This is a genomic window from Chamaesiphon sp. (genome assembly GCF_041738855.1).
Classification (GTDB): Bacteria; Cyanobacteriota; Cyanobacteriia; order Cyanobacteriales; family Chamaesiphonaceae; genus Chamaesiphon.
The window spans coordinates 1-19432 of the sequence record NZ_JBGSPA010000209.1 but is presented as its reverse complement, the minus strand read 5'-3'; the positions used below and the strand labels follow the sequence as shown (position 1 = coordinate 19432).

General features: G+C 43.4%; 18 protein-coding genes. 12 read left to right on the top strand and 6 right to left on the bottom strand.

The genetic code is table 11. From position 1 onward, the window contains the following. Positions 1–79: 79 nt before the first annotated feature. From ACEW9I_RS23495 to ACEW9I_RS23475, 5 genes are all read right to left on the bottom strand, one after another. Positions 80–1291, bottom strand: coding sequence for an alpha/beta fold hydrolase (locus ACEW9I_RS23495; RefSeq protein WP_373542757.1), 1212 nt, complete (start codon positions 1289–1291; stop codon positions 80–82). 97 nt (positions 1292–1388) lie between these two features. Beyond that, entirely contained in the window at positions 1389–2291 is a 903-nt protein-coding gene (locus ACEW9I_RS23490; RefSeq protein ID WP_373542756.1) for an alpha/beta hydrolase, read from the bottom strand. Continuing rightward, the gene (locus ACEW9I_RS23485; RefSeq protein ID WP_373542755.1) at positions 2272–3306 is read right to left on the bottom strand and encodes a hypothetical protein; all 1035 of its coding nucleotides are present in this window, start codon (positions 3304–3306) and stop codon (positions 2272–2274) included. Before ACEW9I_RS23485 ends, ACEW9I_RS23490 begins: the two co-directional genes overlap by 20 nt. Positions 3307–3321: 15 nt before the next feature. Continuing rightward, entirely contained in the window at positions 3322–3645 is a 324-nt protein-coding gene (locus ACEW9I_RS23480) for a hypothetical protein (RefSeq protein ID WP_373542754.1), read from the bottom strand. A gap of 20 nt (positions 3646–3665) precedes the next feature. Continuing rightward, a complete protein-coding gene (locus ACEW9I_RS23475) occupies positions 3666–4781 on the bottom strand; it encodes a hypothetical protein (protein WP_373542753.1) in 1116 nt (371 codons plus the stop codon). A gap of 567 nt (positions 4782–5348) precedes the next feature. Here ACEW9I_RS23475 and ACEW9I_RS23470 point away from each other — a divergent pair. The 5 genes from ACEW9I_RS23470 (at position 5349) to ACEW9I_RS23450 (ending at position 7642) form a co-directional block, all read left to right on the top strand. Then, the gene (locus ACEW9I_RS23470) at positions 5349–5684 is read left to right on the top strand and encodes a hypothetical protein (protein ID WP_373542752.1); all 336 of its coding nucleotides are present in this window, start codon (positions 5349–5351) and stop codon (positions 5682–5684) included. Next, complete coding sequence (locus ACEW9I_RS23465) at positions 5681–6205, top strand: type II toxin-antitoxin system YhaV family toxin (protein WP_373542751.1); 525 nt, start codon at positions 5681–5683, stop codon at positions 6203–6205. The genes ACEW9I_RS23470 and ACEW9I_RS23465 overlap by 4 nt, the downstream gene beginning before the upstream one ends. A gap of 418 nt (positions 6206–6623) precedes the next feature. Continuing rightward, positions 6624–6908, top strand: a complete 285-nt coding sequence (locus ACEW9I_RS23460; RefSeq protein WP_373542750.1) for a DUF1778 domain-containing protein — start codon at positions 6624–6626, stop codon at positions 6906–6908. Continuing rightward, positions 6899–7417, top strand: coding sequence for a GNAT family N-acetyltransferase (locus tag ACEW9I_RS23455; RefSeq protein ID WP_373542749.1), 519 nt, complete (start codon positions 6899–6901; stop codon positions 7415–7417). Before ACEW9I_RS23460 ends, ACEW9I_RS23455 begins: the two co-directional genes overlap by 10 nt. Positions 7418–7555: 138 nt before the next feature. After that, positions 7556–7642, top strand: a complete 87-nt coding sequence (locus ACEW9I_RS23450) for a hypothetical protein (RefSeq protein WP_373542824.1) — start codon at positions 7556–7558, stop codon at positions 7640–7642. 225 nt (positions 7643–7867) lie between these two features. Here ACEW9I_RS23450 and ACEW9I_RS23445 read toward each other — a convergent pair whose 3' ends face one another. Then, positions 7868–8863: a hypothetical protein gene (locus tag ACEW9I_RS23445; RefSeq protein ID WP_373542748.1), complete on the bottom strand. Its 996-nt coding sequence runs from the start codon at positions 8861–8863 to the stop codon at positions 7868–7870. Between the two features lie 463 nt (positions 8864–9326). On the opposite strand from ACEW9I_RS23445, the gene ACEW9I_RS23440 reads away from it, so the two are divergent. The 7 genes from ACEW9I_RS23440 (at position 9327) to ACEW9I_RS23410 (ending at position 19024) form a co-directional block, all read left to right on the top strand. Beyond that, complete coding sequence (locus ACEW9I_RS23440) at positions 9327–12914, top strand: NB-ARC domain-containing protein (protein ID WP_373542747.1); 3588 nt, start codon at positions 9327–9329, stop codon at positions 12912–12914. Positions 12915–13217: 303 nt separating this feature from the next. After that, a complete protein-coding gene (locus ACEW9I_RS23435; protein ID WP_373542746.1) occupies positions 13218–14024 on the top strand; it encodes an RNA ligase family protein in 807 nt (268 codons plus the stop codon). Positions 14025–14136: 112 nt separating this feature from the next. Then, complete coding sequence (locus ACEW9I_RS23430; RefSeq protein ID WP_373542745.1) at positions 14137–15279, top strand: AAA family ATPase; 1143 nt, start codon at positions 14137–14139, stop codon at positions 15277–15279. 106 nt (positions 15280–15385) lie between these two features. Beyond that, positions 15386–15976: a signal peptidase I gene (gene lepB / locus ACEW9I_RS23425; RefSeq protein WP_373542744.1), complete on the top strand. Its 591-nt coding sequence runs from the start codon at positions 15386–15388 to the stop codon at positions 15974–15976. Between the two features lie 72 nt (positions 15977–16048). Next, positions 16049–16189: a hypothetical protein gene (locus ACEW9I_RS23420; protein ID WP_373542743.1), complete on the top strand. Its 141-nt coding sequence runs from the start codon at positions 16049–16051 to the stop codon at positions 16187–16189. Between the two features lie 122 nt (positions 16190–16311). Beyond that, positions 16312–16689 (top strand): hypothetical protein, encoded by a 378-nt coding sequence (locus tag ACEW9I_RS23415; RefSeq protein WP_373542742.1) that lies wholly within the window; start codon positions 16312–16314, stop codon positions 16687–16689. Positions 16690–16828: 139 nt separating this feature from the next. After that, complete coding sequence (locus ACEW9I_RS23410) at positions 16829–19024, top strand: phosphoketolase (RefSeq protein ID WP_373542741.1); 2196 nt, start codon at positions 16829–16831, stop codon at positions 19022–19024. Positions 19025–19432 lie beyond the last annotated feature (408 nt).

Genomic DNA, 19432 nt, shown 5'->3' with positions numbered 1-19432 from the left:
TCAATCTTACTACAATTCTTGTCAGTCGAGTCTAGCCATAGATAGCCGCCTCTCAACGCGATCGAGGATCGAGTTCTCGTCATTGAGAGAGAGTTTCAGCTTCGTGAAGTACGCCAACAATAATCTTCCATTCTGCTTCGACTTCATCTCTAACTTGAATTTTGCGGAGGGTATAAGTAAATCCAAAGTGTTCTATTTCCTCATCTCGATCGTTAAATCGTTTGGCAACTCCAACCACCTGCCCTTGATTATCGCTGAGTTGATTAACTTGAAGGTCGCCAATAATCTTGCTCTCTTTAAAGCTTTTATCCTTTAATTCATCCATCAAAACTGCAAATACTCCTAGCACCTCAATAGCAGTCTGCATGACTGCCACTTGTCCTGAAGTAATCAGGATCGCAGGTAGATGAAAGAATGGTGCAACTTTAGTTGGTTGTAGCAAATTAAAGTTTTGAATATATGCAACAAATGTTTTTAAAATTGCTTGGCGTTGGTCTTCCATCATCGTTTTCTCTATCTTAGCTTGTTCTTGCAAAAAGTGATGAATCAGATCGATCGTTGTATCCACATGACTAAATGAAAATCCATGCGCGGCATCGGCGATCGCTTCTACTTTAGCATTGGGAATTTTGGCAAGTAGAACATCACTATTTGAGGGCGGAATAGCGATGTCACTATCTCCAGTGAGGATGAGCGTGGTGGCTCTAATATTGGTTAAACGATCGCAGGTATCATGTGTCCCAAAGGCTTGAAGCTGACGGTGTAAAGCATCACCTTTGCTATGAAATGGGGTTACTTTGACAAGAAATCCGGCTAGTTCCTGACTATTGGCTTGAACGAATGTGGGCGTAAATAGTAAATCCAAAAGATTACCACTCATCACGCCACTGATATCACCTATCTGACTACATTTACCCCCCGCCATCGTACAACCGAGAATGAGTTTGTCTAGCTTATCGGGATATTTTAGAGCAAATTGCTGGGCGATCGCACCACCCATACTGACACCAAATAAATGCGCTTTGGGAATATTTAATGCGTCTAATAATCCTGCGGCATCATCTGCCATATCTACGATACTATACGGGCGTGGGGATAGGCTAGTGAGTCCAGCATCGCGATTGTCGAAGAGGATAAGTTGATAGTGTTTAGCGAGTAGTTCGGTGAATTTCTTGCACCAGTCGAGCAGGCTAAAACTCAAACCCATTATCATCAGTAATGGTTTGCCGCTACCTTTGATTTGGTAGTTGATGTCAATATCGCCAACGGTGATTTGTGTCGTGGATTTCATAGATACCAATTACCTTAGAATTTGCACTTCGTTAGTTCAAGGCAAATCGTTTATCAAAGTATAGGGTGTGTTGTCGTGTAGAGTAAAGCACTACTATTTAATGACGATCGATTAAACCATATTTATCTGCAAATGTATGAAGCGATTTCGTCATTTTGTCAAAGAAAGGATTGCTAGGTTCTAAAGGTGAATTATTAAATGATAAGACTGGACTTTTCAAAACAATGCTGGCATGAGGAACAGCAAAATTTTTGCCAATTCTAAACATTTCTGCTTTTTTAGAACGATTTACCAATTCTTCGATCTCATCAATATTTGCGGTAGTATCTGCTTCAGAATGCGCTGCAAATAAAGGCTGAATGAGCACGTTATTATTGGTAAGTCCATCTATTTCTTTCATTAGTTCTGATAACTTTGCTGCGGCACCAATATCCATCTTGGAATATCGGTAGGGATTACCACTCGGTGAGTCATTAGTGAGATTACTGTCATCGATATAGTCAAAAAATTTAGCTAAAGGAGTTCTGAGAAAGATTTTAGCCAGATTGCCAGCATGACTAGCTAAACCTAATGCAGCAGAAAATAAGAAAACTCCACCATCGATCGATTGCGTGTTTGTTAGAGCCATTTCAACACTTAATGTACCCCCTGTTGACAAACCACCGATCGAAACTTTCCCTTTACTTTCCTTAGCTACATCCACAGCAAATCTGACATCTTTGCGCCACTCGATTAAGGACGCATCTTTCATATCTTCTGGCTCTTTCAAGCCATGAGCGCGAAGTAACGGGATATAGACATCAAAACCCATTTCAGTGCAGAAGTATTCGCCGATATCTCTCATAAAGTAGGGCGAGTCTGTCAATCCATGTACTAACACGATCGCATTTCTCGGCTGTCCATCATCATACTTAAATATCTGCGGATGACATCGATCGCGCACCTCGGATTTTTGTTTATAAAAGTAATCAGTATAATAATCATCCCAATCTGTTAACATCTTTAATTACATCTCCAATATTTTTGATTACCGATCGTTCATTCCAATAACTACTATGAGCATCTCCACCCCGAAGTATATGCAATAAAGATTCTTTTGGTATTAAAGAAAAAGTATTTGTTACGATATCATTTATTTTAACAAAATCCCTTGCCTCACCAAGTGATAAATCCATCACACCCTTTAATGGATAGGCAATCGGATCGCCAGGATGTGCATAATTACACCACGGTAATGGTTTGCCAGTTTCGATATGTAAAGAACTCAGTAAATCCTTGAGCTTAGGGGTTAGATTAAAACTCTTTGCACCGGAAGCATTTAAAAGATTGAATAACGAAATTGGCGATCCCATCGTATGAATACTGGCGATCGGGATACCACAATTTTTAATGTCTGAGTTGCCAACTCCAAAAAAGCCAGTGCGGATATTATTGACAGATTGACGAATACTTTCATCCAGTGTTTCATCTTCCCATCGAGCTGCAAACATAATATCAAATAATATAACAGCACCCCAACTATGAGTAACTAAATGTAATCGATCGCCATCTTTCGGTGACATACTTTTTAGTTGGTCTAGTGTTAACTCCATATGATCCAAAGCTTGCACTGTCATCTGGTTAATCATTTGAACGCTAACATTGCGGCTCAAGTAGAGAACAGCATCACCAACAAAATTTATGACTTGCTGTTCTCGAAATTCTCGAAACCTAAACTCTTCCCAGGTAGGAGATTTGTCAAGTCCATAAAGAAGAAAATCGATGGATTTTTCAGCAATATCACCCCAAAACAAAATAACTGGTTTAAGATTTCTTAAATCAGAATTTACATTCTTTTTGATTTGGGCAAACATATTCATTGCTTGCTTTTCAAAAAAGTCTTTCTTTCTAGTATTTACACCATGAATAAAGATGATATAATCTGTTGCCATAATTAATGATGTCGTATTAGTGTGATGAGGCGTGAAATTACTACCAGTTGGGATATCATAATATCCATTTAGCACCGCTGCCACAGTAGATATAGATTTTTATACTATAAAACCAATAAAAATATTTAGAATACTAATCACATCATCAATTTTTTTAATGGTGTCAGGAAAATCAGACAAAGATTTTTTCTTATCTTTTAATCTATCGTTAATTTCCCTGAGTTTTTTATTAGCTTCAATAATCTTTGGATCTACACTGCTTTTAAATAGTGCACCAACCAAAATTGACAGAGCAGAACTCAGTTTAAATCCTCTAATTAGCCACTTGTCGCGTTGTTCTGGCGTGAATATAGCAATATCTCTGGAATATTCAAAACACTTGGCGGTACTCTCGGCTAAATCTGTAATTGATAAAGGTGTCATTCTATTTTTATCCTTATAATTTATACTAATTGATTAACAGCATTTTTTAATTTTTCGGCATCATCTTTAAACTTTTCTAGCCATGCTTTTAATTCAGCTATGTCTTTGATAGAACCGTCAGATTTAGCTAGCTTAACTAGTGATTTATGAGCATTTAGAATACCATTAGGTATATTTGATGGTTTGTTGAGAGAAACTGAGTCATAAAACTTTTTATAATTACCTATCTGACTGATAATACGAACCCTTTCTTCTCTACTAAATCGCAAACGATTATTATTATAATAATTAATCAAAAGACTGTATCGTTTATTTGCCTCTATCTTTGTCAATAGAAAAGCATAAGTATCGAGATCGGTTGCAATTGCAGTCAGCACATTATTAATAGGTTCTTCAGCTTCCACTATGGATTTACGAATTTCACTCCACTTAGATTCTTGTATGGAAATTTTACCTAAAATTCCAATAATAGTAGTAATTGGGTTAAGATATCTAGTTGAAATATTTTTATCCGTAGATGGAGAAACTTTTGGATCTTTTCCAAGATTCTTGAATTTTTCTTCTAGAGAGTTAAGTCTAGATTGAAGACCGATGATATTGCCTTGAAATTTCTCGCCAGAATTATCACCAGCAAGAGAGGCAATAGACTTACTATAACTTGCAATTTCATTAAGAAGATCGATCCTTGCTTGGATACTTTCCAATGGAATCGATGGTTTGCTCAGGGGCGAAGAAACATAATCCTCTTTGTTTCCAGGTGGCTTAAACTTTGAATTCAAACAATTGTAGTTTACCAGATCGCCAGCTTCACAATTTGAATTTAGTTCGAGTAATAATAAGTAAGTTTGAAATTCCTGCTCATTAATACTAGAATAATATGCAGCAACAGAATCCGACCCAACTTGGACAGATTTATTAAACTCACTTATTTCTTGAAACAAAGTTTCACGACTACCGCAGCTCGTCAATAAGAGTAGCGACATCAATATCGAAGAGCTAATTTTTTTTGTATTTTTGCGTAGATCTAACGAAATCAAAACTGGTGAGTATCTTTCGATATTTATATTTATCTTATTTTTTGAATTCATATCAGAGGTTGTTTGAAAAGGGTCAACTAGAGCAATTTTTGATACCAATAGCCATCTATCGAATGCTGAAATCCTAATTCTATCGTTGTTGATAATACTGACTTCAGGTACTAAAAGTCACCCAGTCGGACTTTTCAAACACCCTCTCAGTGAGAAAATACATTGATAGTATCAAAGGAATCTAGATTTGCATCAATCATATATACCCTCGATCGATCTGTCAGTAAGAAAAAGTAATTAAAAGTGAGTAGTATTTTTTGCAGCATGTAAAGTAATGTGAAGAGAGCGAACATCCGGTGTATCGGTTCGATCGATCGTGTAGCGTCATCGATCGCGAATCTCGCGCTACTGGCTAGATTCACTCGATCGAGATCCCAATCTCACAAAATTAAATTATCCAGTTGGCGATCGATCTCAGGTCTACTCGCCGTTCTCTAAAAAGTAGCCAATCGAGATCGACCGACAACTATTGGGATGCAGCAGATCCCCGACTTCTCAACAGAAGTCGGGGATGTGGATTAGCTAGTGGCGATCGAATTCTACGATCGATATAGCCACTCATCTGGTCACAGCATTAATTTTGTTATAATGATTTGTACTAATACTTGACGATCTATGCCATCTAAAAGTTATCCCATTAGTCCAGCTAAAATCGGTAGTCAAGATGGGTTTCGTCTGCCTAAAGCCTTCTCTCACGACCATCCCCACTTGGTGACAGCCAAAGGTCATATTGAAATGATCTCAGAGAACACCTTCCTGGTGTATCTCGAACCCGATCGATCTCTAGAATCTGACCTAGACGATGATGAAAGCGTGATGATGAAACTGTTCCTAGATTCCCTTCTGAAATTTGCGATATCTTCACCTGATTCACTCACTCTCTACACCCAGAAGATGGCTGACGAGATGGATGAATTACTGGCTGGTGTTGTTGTAGATGAAGATGAATGAACCCATTCGATGCCAATGGTTGGACAATTCTGTTCTACACCGACTTTCAGCTTCAATGGGAGGACTTAACCGCCAAGGTTATCAAGCTAAAATCGAAATTAGATCCTAAAGATTTTCTGACCCATCCCGATGTCAAACTGCTCAAAGCGATCGATTCCGGCATCAGGGACAAAATCTCTGTAGATCCCTTTGCCAGTTATTTTTCACTGCGGAAGCCACTCCAGCAATATGGTCGGCTCAAGAAAATGGGTCTGCCACAACGCTATCGGCTATTTTTTAGAGCCTTTGCTGAGCGACGAGTGATTATTGTGCTGTGGCTTGGTTTTCCGCGCAAAGAAGGTGACCGCCGCGACTGTTATCAAGTTTTCTCAAAGATGGTTGCTAATGGCAAACTACCTGACTCTTATGAGTCACTGGTAAGTGCATTCGACCTTGAGAATGAAATCATTGCTGAAACTGAATTAGAAGAAGAGATCTATGATCTCGATCTATGTACGGCTTTAGCAGAGGATGAAATATAGTTTCCTATGCTGGTAATTAGTGCAAAAATAACGTGTTTGCGATCGCCGATCGCATCGGTGAGACAATAAGCGGGTCGAACTTTGAGATCTGACAGATCGTGGTTTAAAAGATTGATTTAAATATTTTGTCATTCACTGACGGCGATGCCATCGGGACTATTTGATAGGTGAAATCAGGAACGCTAGGATTTGGGACTTCTTGCGCTCGTATTTGGTTAGCTCGATCGCGCAGTGTTATCGATCGCGAATCTCCCTCTACTGTCTAGATTCACTCGATCGAAACCCCAATCTCACCAAATTAAATTATCCAGTCGGCGATCGATCGCAAGTCTAGAAACAGGCTGTCGATTCGATCGACTATGTATAGACAATAGATCCACAATATGCGAAAATGAGGATAAATAAGGCTAAAAATATTATGTCTTCTTCAGCCTCTCGCGCTCCTCGCGATAGTAGTATGAATATCCGCCTCAACCATCAGCAACGGGATACACTCGATCGAGCAGCCCATTATCTGGGCAAAAATCGGTCTGATTTTGTCCTAGAAATAGCTTGTCGGGAAGCAGAGCATGTGTTGCTAGACCAAGCATATATTGCCGTCGGTGAAGAGACGTTCGCTAACTTTTGTCAAATGCTTGATTCTCCACCCGAACCTTCCGAAGGCTTGCGTAAACTCATGCAGGTTAAAGCACCTTGGGCATAAAACAATTGCCATTACAGCCACCTGTGTCCCTAATATCTACTCATCTAGTCACAGATTTTGATTGTGGTGTTGACTCACTCAATGAATGGCTAGGCAAACGGGCATGGAAAAATCAGGTGCTCGGTGGATCGCGGACATTTGTAGTAACTAATGATGAAGTCGTCATCGGTTATTATTGTCTCAGCAGTGCGGCGATCGACAGGATCGAACTACCAAAGGCGAAACAGCGCAATATGCCCGATCCAATTCCCGCAGCACTAATCGGTCGGCTGGCTGTCGATTTGCGATATCAAGGACGGAAAATTGGTGTAAGTTTGCTGCAAGATGCGCTCGATCGGATTATTACGGCATCACAAAGCATTGGGGTCGCCTATATTTTGGTTCATGCTTTGGATGAGGGGGCGAAACGTTTCTATCAAGTTAATGGCTTTGCGGCAATTCCCGAACGACCATTGACGCTATTTTTACCTGTTGCTACTGCTGTCTTAGCGATGCAGTCTCAGGAGTGATATGTCTCAATTCCCCCACGACGAATTCGCGAAAAATTTATTTGAATTCTACTCACACCCTTTGGTGGCGTAGAGATCGAACGCAGCGTTCAGAGTGATATTGCCGCTGAGTTAGGTCAGGAGATCGCCGGATTGTCTGTGGATAAGTTACAGGAATTGGCAAAGGCGTTGTTGCGGTTCGGTTCGATGGCAGATTTGACTGGATGGCTGGCTAATCATCGGTAGTCAATGGCAATACAACTCTGGTTGGAGCGGGATCGAAATAGTGCGGCACCAGATCCCCGACTTATCGGAGAAGTCGGGGATCTTGCCTTCAAATTTATCAGATATCGTTCGCGCAGCGTGCCGTAGGCAATCGAGGATTTAAAGTATAGGTTGTGTCTGAAACCTAGCTGGTGGGCAGTGCCCATCCTACAGACTTAGCAGTGCCCACCCTACAGACTTAGGCTACTAAAATGCGTAGGAAACCCCGATCGAGATGACAGGATAGAGATTAAAACTTCTAAGATCTGCATTAGTTTTTTGCTCTTGAGCAGCCAGATCGGAACGGATTTGATTTTGGATCGCCGTTGGAATTGAGGAAGAAATATTATTAGCTGAGAGTGCGACGGTTGGCGATCCGGCAAACATTACACCTGCATCGATATTAAACCCAAATCCAGAACTAATCGGCGTACCAAACCCAATACCTAAATAAGGCGCGACACTACTACCAAATTTACCTTCACCCCCGATATTGCCTACTTGACTGGCATCATAGGTAGTGCCGTTGAGCGTAATCTGATTGTTAGAATCAGATTTTGCGGTAGCTGTAAATTGGTTGTTTTGAATGAAAAAACCGCCTGTTAATCGCAATCCTCCCCCGAATGGAAAGTAGTCCCCTAGCAGATGGATGTTGGTTGGTTTGAAATTGGTACTATAATCGATACCTTCACTCTTATAGTTGTAATTAAAACCGATCGTATTTAATCCCAGCCGAGCGTGTAAATTGGGGCTAAATTTATAACCGCCATCGATGCCGATAAAACCTGTCGTACTAGCTTGAGCATGAACGCCAACTGCCCATTTTTTAGGTTCGGATGGCTCATTAGGATTTAAGCTAGATGCTGGTGTTTGTGAGATCGTTTGACGATCGACAGATCGCGGCAAGACATCACTGAGGGGACTAACATAACTCATTTTCAAGTCTGTGGCGCGATCGAATCTGGTTGCTCCAAATATCGTCTCATCAACAATCGGATCTGAGATCGACACTGGATTGGGCTTGGATGTATTGCCTGAGACGGAAGTAGTCGCAGAAGAGACAGTATCCTGGACTATTGAGGGAATTTCTGATGCGTTAGCGGAGCCGCTGTCTGTCAGCATCGCGTTACCACTCGATATGAGGACGAATGTCCCCGCTAGTAAAGATTGACTTAATATTTGAATTGAAACTTTCGGTAGCATATTGATTAAGTTGGTTGGGGAGATCGAAAGTCGGGGATCTTGCGCTCAAATCGATCGGACATCGTTCGCGCAGTGTGCCGTAGGCAATCGAGGATTTAAAGTATAGGTTGTGTCTGAAACCTAGCTGGTGGGCGGTGCCCACCCTACAGAACTAGAGATGACTGCCAGGGCGATTCAGACAGCACAGCGATTGAAATCGCTGCTCATGATGCAAAGTCCGCCTACGCGGACTGAGATCTAATCGTGTCTTAATTACCTTGGCGACTGCTATACTTGGCGATCGCATTACTCTACATCCACCTCGATCGATCTGTCAGTAAGAAAAAGTAACTAAAAGTAAGTAGTTGTTATTGTAATATATAAAGTAATGTAAACCTTCTGTTGTATAAATTACAATTTCACACTATCAAATCGAGATATACTACTTCTAATTCACGATCGATCTAGCAGCGATCGACCCTAAATGACTGGACAAGAAGCTCTCAAGATCGTCGATCGATTGCTCGAACAACATCAACGCGGATCGCTCAATACGCTGCAAGCCGAGATTGTCTCGAAAGTATGGAAACGCGATTCCTATCAGGAGATCGGTAGAGAGTTGGGTTATGAGCCGGAATATATCAAACAAGTTGGATCGCATTTGTGGCGATTGCTTTCGCAGATAACTGGGGAAAAAGTTTCTAAAGGGAATCTCTGTGCGATCCTTCAGCGTTATCGTACCTGCTTGACGACAACAAATTGGGGTGAAGCGAATCTCGGTGCGGGAGGCTACGCCAATGATGTTTCTCGCTTTTATGGTAGAGAAGGCAATTTGCAGACACTGCGTAATTGGATCTTGGATAGTCGTTGTCGGGTGGTGGGGATTTTTGGTTGGGGTGGGATTGGTAAAACCGCCCTCTCGGTGAAACTCACTCAACAGTTGGAGTCGCAATTTGAGTGTGTGGTCTGGCGAAGTTTGCGACAGGCGATCGCGCCAAAGGATTTGTTGAATGAAATCTTGCCGATTTTGACTGGATTTGAGGTGCAGGAAAGTTCGATCGGATTATTGATGCAGCAATTGCACCAAAAACGCTGTTTATTGGTCTTTGATAACGTTGAGTCGATTTTGCAAGCTGGGAATCAAAATGGCTGCTACTTGGCGGGTTATGAAGCCTATGGTGAGATTTTTGAGCGGGTAAGTGACGAAAGACATCAGAGTTGTCTAGTGATTACCAGTAGAGAAAAACCCCACGGCATCAGCCTGCGGGAAGGAGTCAATCTACCAGTGAGATCGTTGCAACTCACTGGACTCGACAGCACCGCCGCTCAACATCTGCTCATCGATAAAGGGATCGCCGCACCACCGATCGAGCAACACAATTTGATTAACTATGTTGACGGTAATCCCTTAGCTCTAAAAATAGTAGCGACAAGTATTCAAAACCTGTTCAATGGCGATATTCATGCTTTTTTAGCCCAAGGTACTGCTGTATTTGGCAATCTTTGGGAGTTGATCGATCGACAGTTTGAGCGATTATCAGTCCTGCAACAACAGGTGATGTACTGGCTGGCGATCGATCGCGAAGGTGTTACTCCAGCTCGATTGCAAGCGGAATTTGTACCAGCTACACCTTTGCTGACATTATTAGCAGCTCTGGAAACACTGCACGATCGATCGTTAATTGAAACTACCGAGTGGGGTTTGACTCAACAACCCGTGATTATGGAGTATGTTACCGAAAGGTTTATTGAGCAGATCGAACGGGAAATTATTTCGGGAGAATTGGCTCTATTTAGAACCCATGTTTTAATCGAAGCACAAACCAAAGATTACCTGCGCGATGCTCAAATTCAACTAATTTTACAGCCGTTAATCGATCGATTATTAACGCACTTTACCAATCGATTGCACCTCGAACTGCACCTTGGCAAAATCTTGACTACCTTACACCACGAAACTGATAAGATCGCTGGTTATGCAGCGGGAAATCTGCTCAATTTATTTTGTCACCTCAAAACCGATCTCCAAGGCTTTGATTTTTCGCATCTGGCGATTCGTCAAGCCTACCTACTCAATGCGACTTTACACGATGTCGATTTTACTGGGAGCCACATCAGTCAAACTGTCTTCGCCGAAACCTTTGGCGGTGTAGTTGGGATTGCGTTTAGTCCCAATAGCGAACATTTTGCGACTAGCGATACCAAAGGCGATATTCAGATTTGGGATGCTCATACATTCACAAAACTTACTAATTGTCAAGGGCATCAACACTGGACTTGGGCGATCGCTTTTAGTCCCGACGGGCAATATCTGGCTAGTGCCAGCGACGACCATCGGGTGAAGTTGTGGGATGTCGCCACGGGTGAATGTTTGCAGACATATATCGGACACACTTTTTCAGTCAATGCTGTCACCTTTAGTCCTGATGGGCAAATTATCGCCAGTTCCGCTCAAGATAGTACGATTCGTCTGTGGCGGACGTTTCCAGGTAATTTAAGTCCCGAAATCCAGACTTTAGTAGGACATAAAGGTCGGGTCTGGTCGATCGCGTTTAGTCCCGATGGTCGTACTTTAGTTAGTGGTGGTGAAGATCTGGCTGTAAGGCTGTGGGTTGTGGCGACGGGTGAATGTGTGGCTGAGTGGTCAGCTCATACTGCTTGGGTGCGGTTTGTCGCTTTTAGTCCAGACGGTCGATCGATTGCTTCCGCTAGTTACGATCGATCGATTAAAATTTGGAATGTCGATACGAAAGAATGTCTCCACACATTAATCGGACACCAACAACCCGTCAGCGCGATCGCGTTTAGTCCAGATGGACAACAATTAGTTAGTAGTAGTTTCGATAAAACTATTAAACTTTGGAATACCAATAGCGGCAAATGTACAAAAACCCTCCTCGGACATCGCAATCGGATTTGGACTGTTGCTTTTCATCCCAATGGTTGCCAAATTGCCAGCGGTGGCGATGACAATCATACTAAAATCTGGGACTTAGAATGGGAACGCTGTATCAAAACGATCGTCGGACATACTAATGCAATTTTATCCGTCAAATTGAGTCCCGATGGGAGTTATTTAGCCAGTGGGAATGAAGATACTACGATTAGAATCTGGAATGTCGAACAGGGGAAAATCACCCAAACTTTACGCGAACATACCAATCGAGTCTGGTCGGTTAATTTTAGTCCTGACAGTCGGTTATTAGCAAGTGGAAGTGCTGACTACACCATCAAATTATGGGATTGGCAAGTAGGTAATTGCCTTAAAACATTGCGAGGTCACAATAGTTGGGTGTGGCGGGTGATTTTTAGTCCCGACGGTCGCACATTAGCCAGTACTAGTTACGACCAAACAGTCAAAATTTGGGATGTTGATACTGGAGCGTGTTTGAATACGCTGCAAGGACATAGCAGTCCGGTAATTTATGCAGATTTTAGTCCTGACGGCGAACTGTTGGTAAGTTGTGATTTTACAGGTATTATTAAGCTCTGGAACACTCGATTGCCGTTCGCGAAGCGTCTCGAAGAGAAGGCAGACCAGGGGTCAACAGGTGAATATTATCGAGATATCGGCGAGCATAGTAATAGTGTTTGGTCGGTTACTTTTAGTGCCGATAGTCAGTGGTTGGTCAGTGCAAGTTATGACGAAACCATCAAACTTTGGTCGGTGAAAACAGGCGCATACTTACAAACTTTTATCGGTCATCAAGGACCAATTTTGAGTGCAAAGTTTAGTCATGACAACCGATTTATTGTCAGTGTAGGAGTCGATCTATATCTCAAAGTATGGGATATTCAAACTGGTAAATGTCTCCATAGCCTGACCGATCATAGTGGCTTAATTTATACTTTAGATGTTGGTACTATGCAATCGTCAGCCATAGATTCGCCCAAGCTTATCGCGGTTACTGGTAGTTTAGATGAAACTATTAAGGTTTGGGATTTAGATGCTGCCAAATGTATCGCCACTTGGAAATCTCTTCGTCCCTATGAAGGAATGCAAATTGACAAAATTCAAGGATTGACTCCAGCACAAACAGCAACTTTACAGGCATTAGGATCGCTCGGATAATGCGATCGCTTTGCTGTCTAATCTAACTTATTTGGAGCATTTGTTGAATATCTCGATCGAGATAGCTGGCTCTTGACATCCGATCGCACATAGACTAGATTGAGAATACCTACAGATTTGTTAGTGAGTTTGTCATGTAGTCCTCCGCCTCTCCACATTTAGCCAGTAATTAATAGTTCTCAGCGGCATTATTGCGCCGCAGCTACTGTCAGTAGTAGTTTTTGGTGACTTCCAAATTTCGAGACAGAGCTTTAATTACAACTTATTAAATTATTCAATGTTTCCTTGAGATGGGAGCTACAAATGCTGATGCAAAAATATCCGAGAACCCCACACATTCAAGGTTCTAGGGAACAGCCTGGAGATGAAGATTTAGACAGCATACCATTTAGCGCGATTCAGCAAAGCCGACGCTCCGCGAACGCCAATGAGTATGTAGTGATAGAGGAAAAAGTCGATGGTGCAAATGCCGCCATTAGCTTTGATGTACAGGGACAATTGTTGTTGCAAAGTCGCGGACACTACCTCACAGGTGGCTCTCGCGAACGCCATTTCAATCTATTCAAACAGTGGGCGCACAGCCATTATGCCTCACTATGGGATGTTTTGGGCGATCGATATATCTTGTATGGTGAATGGCTATATGCCAAACATACGGTATTTTACGATCGATTGCCGCACTATTTCTTAGAATACGATTTGCTCGATCGAGCGAGCGGTCAATTTTTGAGTACAGCGGCGCGACGAGAGTTGTTAGCAGGACTATTGTTAGCCTCGGTACCAGTGTTATTTGAGGGGAAATTGCAGTCGCATCAGCAGCTTGTGAGTCTATTGCAGCCATCTCATTTTATTAGTGGTGGACATATCGAGAGGTTGCGCGAACTTTGCCTAGAACAGGGTTTGAATGCGGATCTGACAATTCAACAAACAAATCACAGTTTGTTGATGGAGGGTTTGTATATTAAGGTAGAGACACCTGAGTTGACAATTGCTCGATATAAGTACGTTAGAGCGGATTTCTTGACGACTATTTTACAGTCCGATCGTCACTGGTTAAGCCGCCCGATTATTCCAAATCAATTACAAACTAGTATCGATTTATTTGGATAAAATCAAATATCAAAATGTAGTTTTAGCTTGTCAATTTTAATATTAAAGAGCGTGTGGACGGTGGGCAAATATAAAGAACATTCACAAATGAATTAGGAGCGAGGACAAATCAATGAATAAACAGATCGATCGAGAAGATTTACTATGGACATTTCCTGGTTGTCCGACTACACCAGGTTTGCAAATTAATTGGGCAGTAATCCTATGCCAATTTCCCTGCTTACGATCGCTAGCAAAGTGCGAACAAAATCCGCTCTATCATGCGGAAGGGAATGTGTGGATACATACCCAAATGGTCTGTGAAGCCTTAGTTGCTCGACCTGCTTGGCAAGCGATGAATGTAACTGAGCGATCGATCTTATTTGCGGCGGCGTTATTTCATGATATTGCCAAACCACTAACGACACAAGTTGCTGAAGATGGGAGTATTACCGCCAAGGGACATGTGAATTTGGGGGCACAGATGGTGCGGCAAATATTAGCGGATTTGCACACACCATTTACGATTCGTGAGACGATTGTAGCGATCGTTCGCTATGAAAGTTTACCATTGTGGTTTTGGGACAAACCTCAACCATTGCGATCGATTGTCAAGGCTAGTCAAGTTGTGCGGTGTGATTGGTTGGCATTGATGGCGGAAGCAGATGTCAGAGGACGTATTTGTGTAGATGGTACTAAATTATTGGAGACGATCGAGTTTTTTAGAGAATTTTGTCAGGAGCATGATTGTCTCGATCGCGCTTACCCATTTAGCTCGGACCATAGTCGGTTTGTTTACTTTCATAAAGAAGTTGCCGACCCAACTTATGCGGCTTTTGATGATACCCGTTTGGAAGTGATTTTAATGTGTGGGTTACCTGGCACTGGTAAGGATTATTGGATCGACCAAAATCATCCAGATCTAGCAGTCATATCTTTAGATCGGTTGCGTCAGCAAATGGGAGTTTTGCCGACAGATCCGCAGGGGACAATCGTGCAAGCAGGACGCGATCTCGCACAGGGATATCTCCAATCTGAGACACCTTTTATCTGGAATGCCACAAATATCGTCAAACCGATTCGATCGAGCTTAATCAAGCTCTTTGCGGGCTATCGTGCCCGCATTCGGATCGTTTATCTAGAGGTGCCACTCGCACAAGTCTTGCGCCAAAATCGCGATCGTACAGCGCAAGTTCCAGCGGCGGTAATTCATCGTTATCACGATCGATTGGAAATACCGGATCTGACTGAGTGTTATTGTCTAGATTATAGTTAGGGATGGTGGATGGTGAATGGTCAATGGGCGATCTTAAATTTTGGAAATGATTTAGGATTGCTATAGAGCGCATACTTAGCAGCTTGCCGTAAAATTTACCTCCTTCATGAAGACCAATCCAGAGCAATCCAAGCCAGAATCGACAGCACCACAGCCTTTGCTGGTGCAATGGTGGCAAAAATGGAGTGAGAATATCACCATCTTGGTGCTGGCTGTTGGATTAGCTTTCTTCATTCGGACATTTGTCGCCGAGCCGCGCTATATCCCATCTGAGTCCATGTTACCAACCTTGGAAATCGGCGATCGCTTGATTGTCGAAAAGCTCTCCTACTATACTCATCTCCCCCAGCGTGGCGATATTGTCGTCTTTGCACCACCACCACAGTTGCGAGAGCAAGGCTATTTAGAGGATCAGGCTTTTATCAAGCGCGTCATCGGTTTACCTGGGAATACGATCGAAGTCAAAGATGGTCGTGTGTACGTCGATCGCGAGTTATTGACTGAAGCCTACATCGCCGAACCACCTCATTATGGCATGTCACCGATGGTCGTACCGCCAGACCAACTGTTTGTGATGGGCGACAACCGCAACAATAGCAATGATTCTCACGTTTGGGGTTTCTTGCCCAAGACGAATATCATCGGACATGCGTGCTTCCGGTTTTGGCCACTGGAACGATTTGGGGGCATGAGATAGCCGAAAAAATAGATCGATAATTAGTTGCCTAACGATCGATCTAATATATAAAAACCCCGATTTCCCTTAGCAGTGAAGTATCAAGATGAGACTACCATTACTAAAAAAACTTTGTTGAAGGCTGGCTGCTTGATCGACTTATCGAGATCGGCATCACCAACCTTCTGTATCCAAGATAACGCGATCGCGATCGCTCAGGCATCAGCCATTTAGACTATTATTAGTCGCGGTAGCATCAGATTTTACCCCTAGTGGTACATTGTTGACATGAAACTTTGAACTCTACGGATAGATTTTGTCTGCGCCTTATTCCTCAATTATTACCTCTTGCCCTCATGTATTACTTTCCCCAAGATCCGCCATATTTCATTCTCCTTGCTGGTTTATTTGCTGGTATCACCTGTGGGCTGGCTTTTGATAGCACTTTGCGTCAAAATGTCAAAGCTTGGTCTGCCGACCGGAACAACATCATCCTTGCCAATAGCGACGGGATTAACTTACGATTACCCTTTTTGGGAATTTGTGTGGGGATTATCTTCTTTCTCTCGGCAGGGTTGGAGATCTTCGGATTTCCCACTTGGCTAGCATATAGTATCGCGTTGCCCTTGACGATCCTGATTGCCATTTTGCTGTGGTTTCAGCTCCGAGTGGTATTCAGACAACTCGACAGAGGTGGTTCGCCCGCACTAGATCTGGATTCTTGGGAAGAGTAATTATGCTTAGGTAACTGGGTGCAAATACTTATTAATCCGCATCCATTTATCCGCTGAGATTTAGACATCACATTCGCCAATGACCCAGAATAGCTGGTAGCATCGATCGCATATCTACTATCTTAAAGTGACCATATTTATGACTACTGCGGTTCAAACTCCAGCTTTTGCCGAGGGGATTCAGTATTTTGGGGAACTGCTACCAGGGTTCGAGACTTATGGTCAGACACCTGTTATCGGTGATGGGCAAACGAGCATCACTGATGCAAATGCTCCCGCTGCTGCTTTTCAAACCTTGCTCTATGCTGATGCGCTGCGTTATCTCACCCTGCAAATTTGCGCCAGCAAAGCATCGGGTCATCCAGGCGGATTTGCCAGTCAAGCGGAAGTCTATGCCTCATTGGTGATGCTCGGACATAAGAATATCCTGACCGAAGTCGGGCATCATGCGCCAGGATTCTATAGTGCCATGTTTCTCGATCGCTCGCTCGAAGCAATGGGTATCGATACCGTTCTACAATTGCGCGACAAGTTCCGCGAGAAAGATGGACTGATTGGGCACTTGTCGGGCTTTATACCTGGTATTCTCGCCCCAGCAGGGCCGTTGGGTCAAGGTCAACATTTCGCCATGTCTGCGGCGAAATTGCATCGGGATAAGTTATTCCCTTTCACTGTGGGCGATGGTGGTTTGGGTGAGCCGTATATTATCAGTGCGATGCAGCATTTTCATACTGCCTTCCCGACTGTGACTAATTTCTTACCTGTGTTGGTATGGAATGGTTATAGTCAGGAGCATCATAGTATGGTGTCTACCAAAACTAATCAGGAAATGCTCAGTTATTGGCAGGGTAATGGTTTTGAAGAAGTAATTTTGGTTAATGCCAAGGATTTCGACGATAAAAATCAGGCGGGTGAATATGTCGATAGTACGTTGTTCTCACTGGACAAACGATTAGGCTTTACTCAAGCTATTCTCGCGGGTGTAGATAAAGCTGCTCAATCTGCCATGAGTGGTAAGTTAACTGTCTTCATCATCAAACAACTCAAAGGTGCAGGAGTTCACGCCACAGGTTCCAAATCCCACAACCTCTACGCTCACCACACCCTCGATAATGCCGACATTATCACAGGCTTAAAAACTCGCGCCCTCCATCTTCAAGCCTGGGAACTAGTACGCACTAATTGCGAACGTGCAGGCGGTGGCTCCTCTTCCAAAGTAGCCGTCACCGAATCAGTTTTCCCAGTCCCCAGCCTGGGTACCCTCCCGCTCGAAGAATACCCAGCAGGCGAAGCCAAAGTATCCACCACCGCAATGGGGCGACTAGTGGGCTACGTCGGGCAACAGGATCAAAACTTTATCGTCAGTAACGCCGATGGGAATGAAGCTTCAGGGATTGCCAATATCAACCAAGCCCTGAAAATTATCCATCCCACCACTGACGATCTGTATTTCCAAGCACCCGACGGACAAGTATACGAACCCCTCAGTGAAGATGCTTGTGCGGGACTTGCCGCCGGACTCGCCCTCATGGGTGCGCGTACCCTGTGGTGCTCCTACGAATCCTTCGCCATCAATGGTTTACCCATCTGGCAAACCGTCACCCAAGCAATGGCAGAATTGCGCCGCCCCACGCCTTCCACCATCACCCTCTACACCGCAGGGGCACTCGAACAGGGGCGCAACGGTTGGACGCACCAACGTCCCGAAATCGAAGCCTACTTCGCCTCGATGATGCGGAATGGTAACGTCTTCCCCGTCTTCCCACCGGATGCCAATAGCATCCAAGTCTGCTATGACTGGGCATTAACTACCCAAAATAAAGGCGTGGTGATTACTGCAAGTAAATCCCCCTTACCCATCCGCACCACCTTCGCCCAAACTCGTCAAGGTTTAGAAGACGGCGCGGTAGTCTTGCAAGACACTCCGGGCGAAAAGCAAGTAGTCTTGGCAGTTATCGGTGACATGACGCTAGCACCAGCGTTTGCAGCCGCTGCGTTTTTAAAAACCGAAGGCATCGGCTCGAAAATCGTCTCGATTATCAATCCCCGTCGCCTCTATCGCCCTAGCGATGTCGCCTGGGATACTTGTAGCGAACCAGACGGTGGCTTCTTGTCTGATGCTAAATTTGCCGAAATCTTCGGCGGAACTGCTCTGATCGGTCTTACAGGTGGCGCACCTGCGATGTTAGAACCTGTGATGTTGCGATCGAATTCTCCCCGCGATACCTTTGCCTGGAAGCGCGGCGAAACTACTGCTACTGCGGGTCAGTTGATGGCGTTTAATGGCATCACTGCTGAAGCTTTATGTCAGCGGGGATTAGAGTTAGTGGGTTAAGATTCGTTGGCGTAGCCTCGGCTTTGCCGAATCCTCCCCATCTCTAAATTGGAGATGGGGATTATTTGAGAAGAAAATATTACAAAAGAGACGAATGTCCAACATACAACACAACTTAATGTTCTCTTTACATCTTACAAGTTATAGCAGTCGCCACATCGGTTAAGACACTCTAGATACCTGAGTTCGATGAAGTTTTGTCTCCTCAAACTCAGGCATTTCAACACTTTTAGGCTAACAGCAGAATTTTTTCAATTTTTGGCACATTCATTCGTGACAAGTTAAGAAAATTAGAGCTTTGTCAAGGAGGAATGGAGAATATGTCAAACTCTTACTAAACAAGCATTTGAGCTGATATAAGCAGATGACTCGCAGCCCTAGAACTAATCGTGACCACGCAAAAAAACA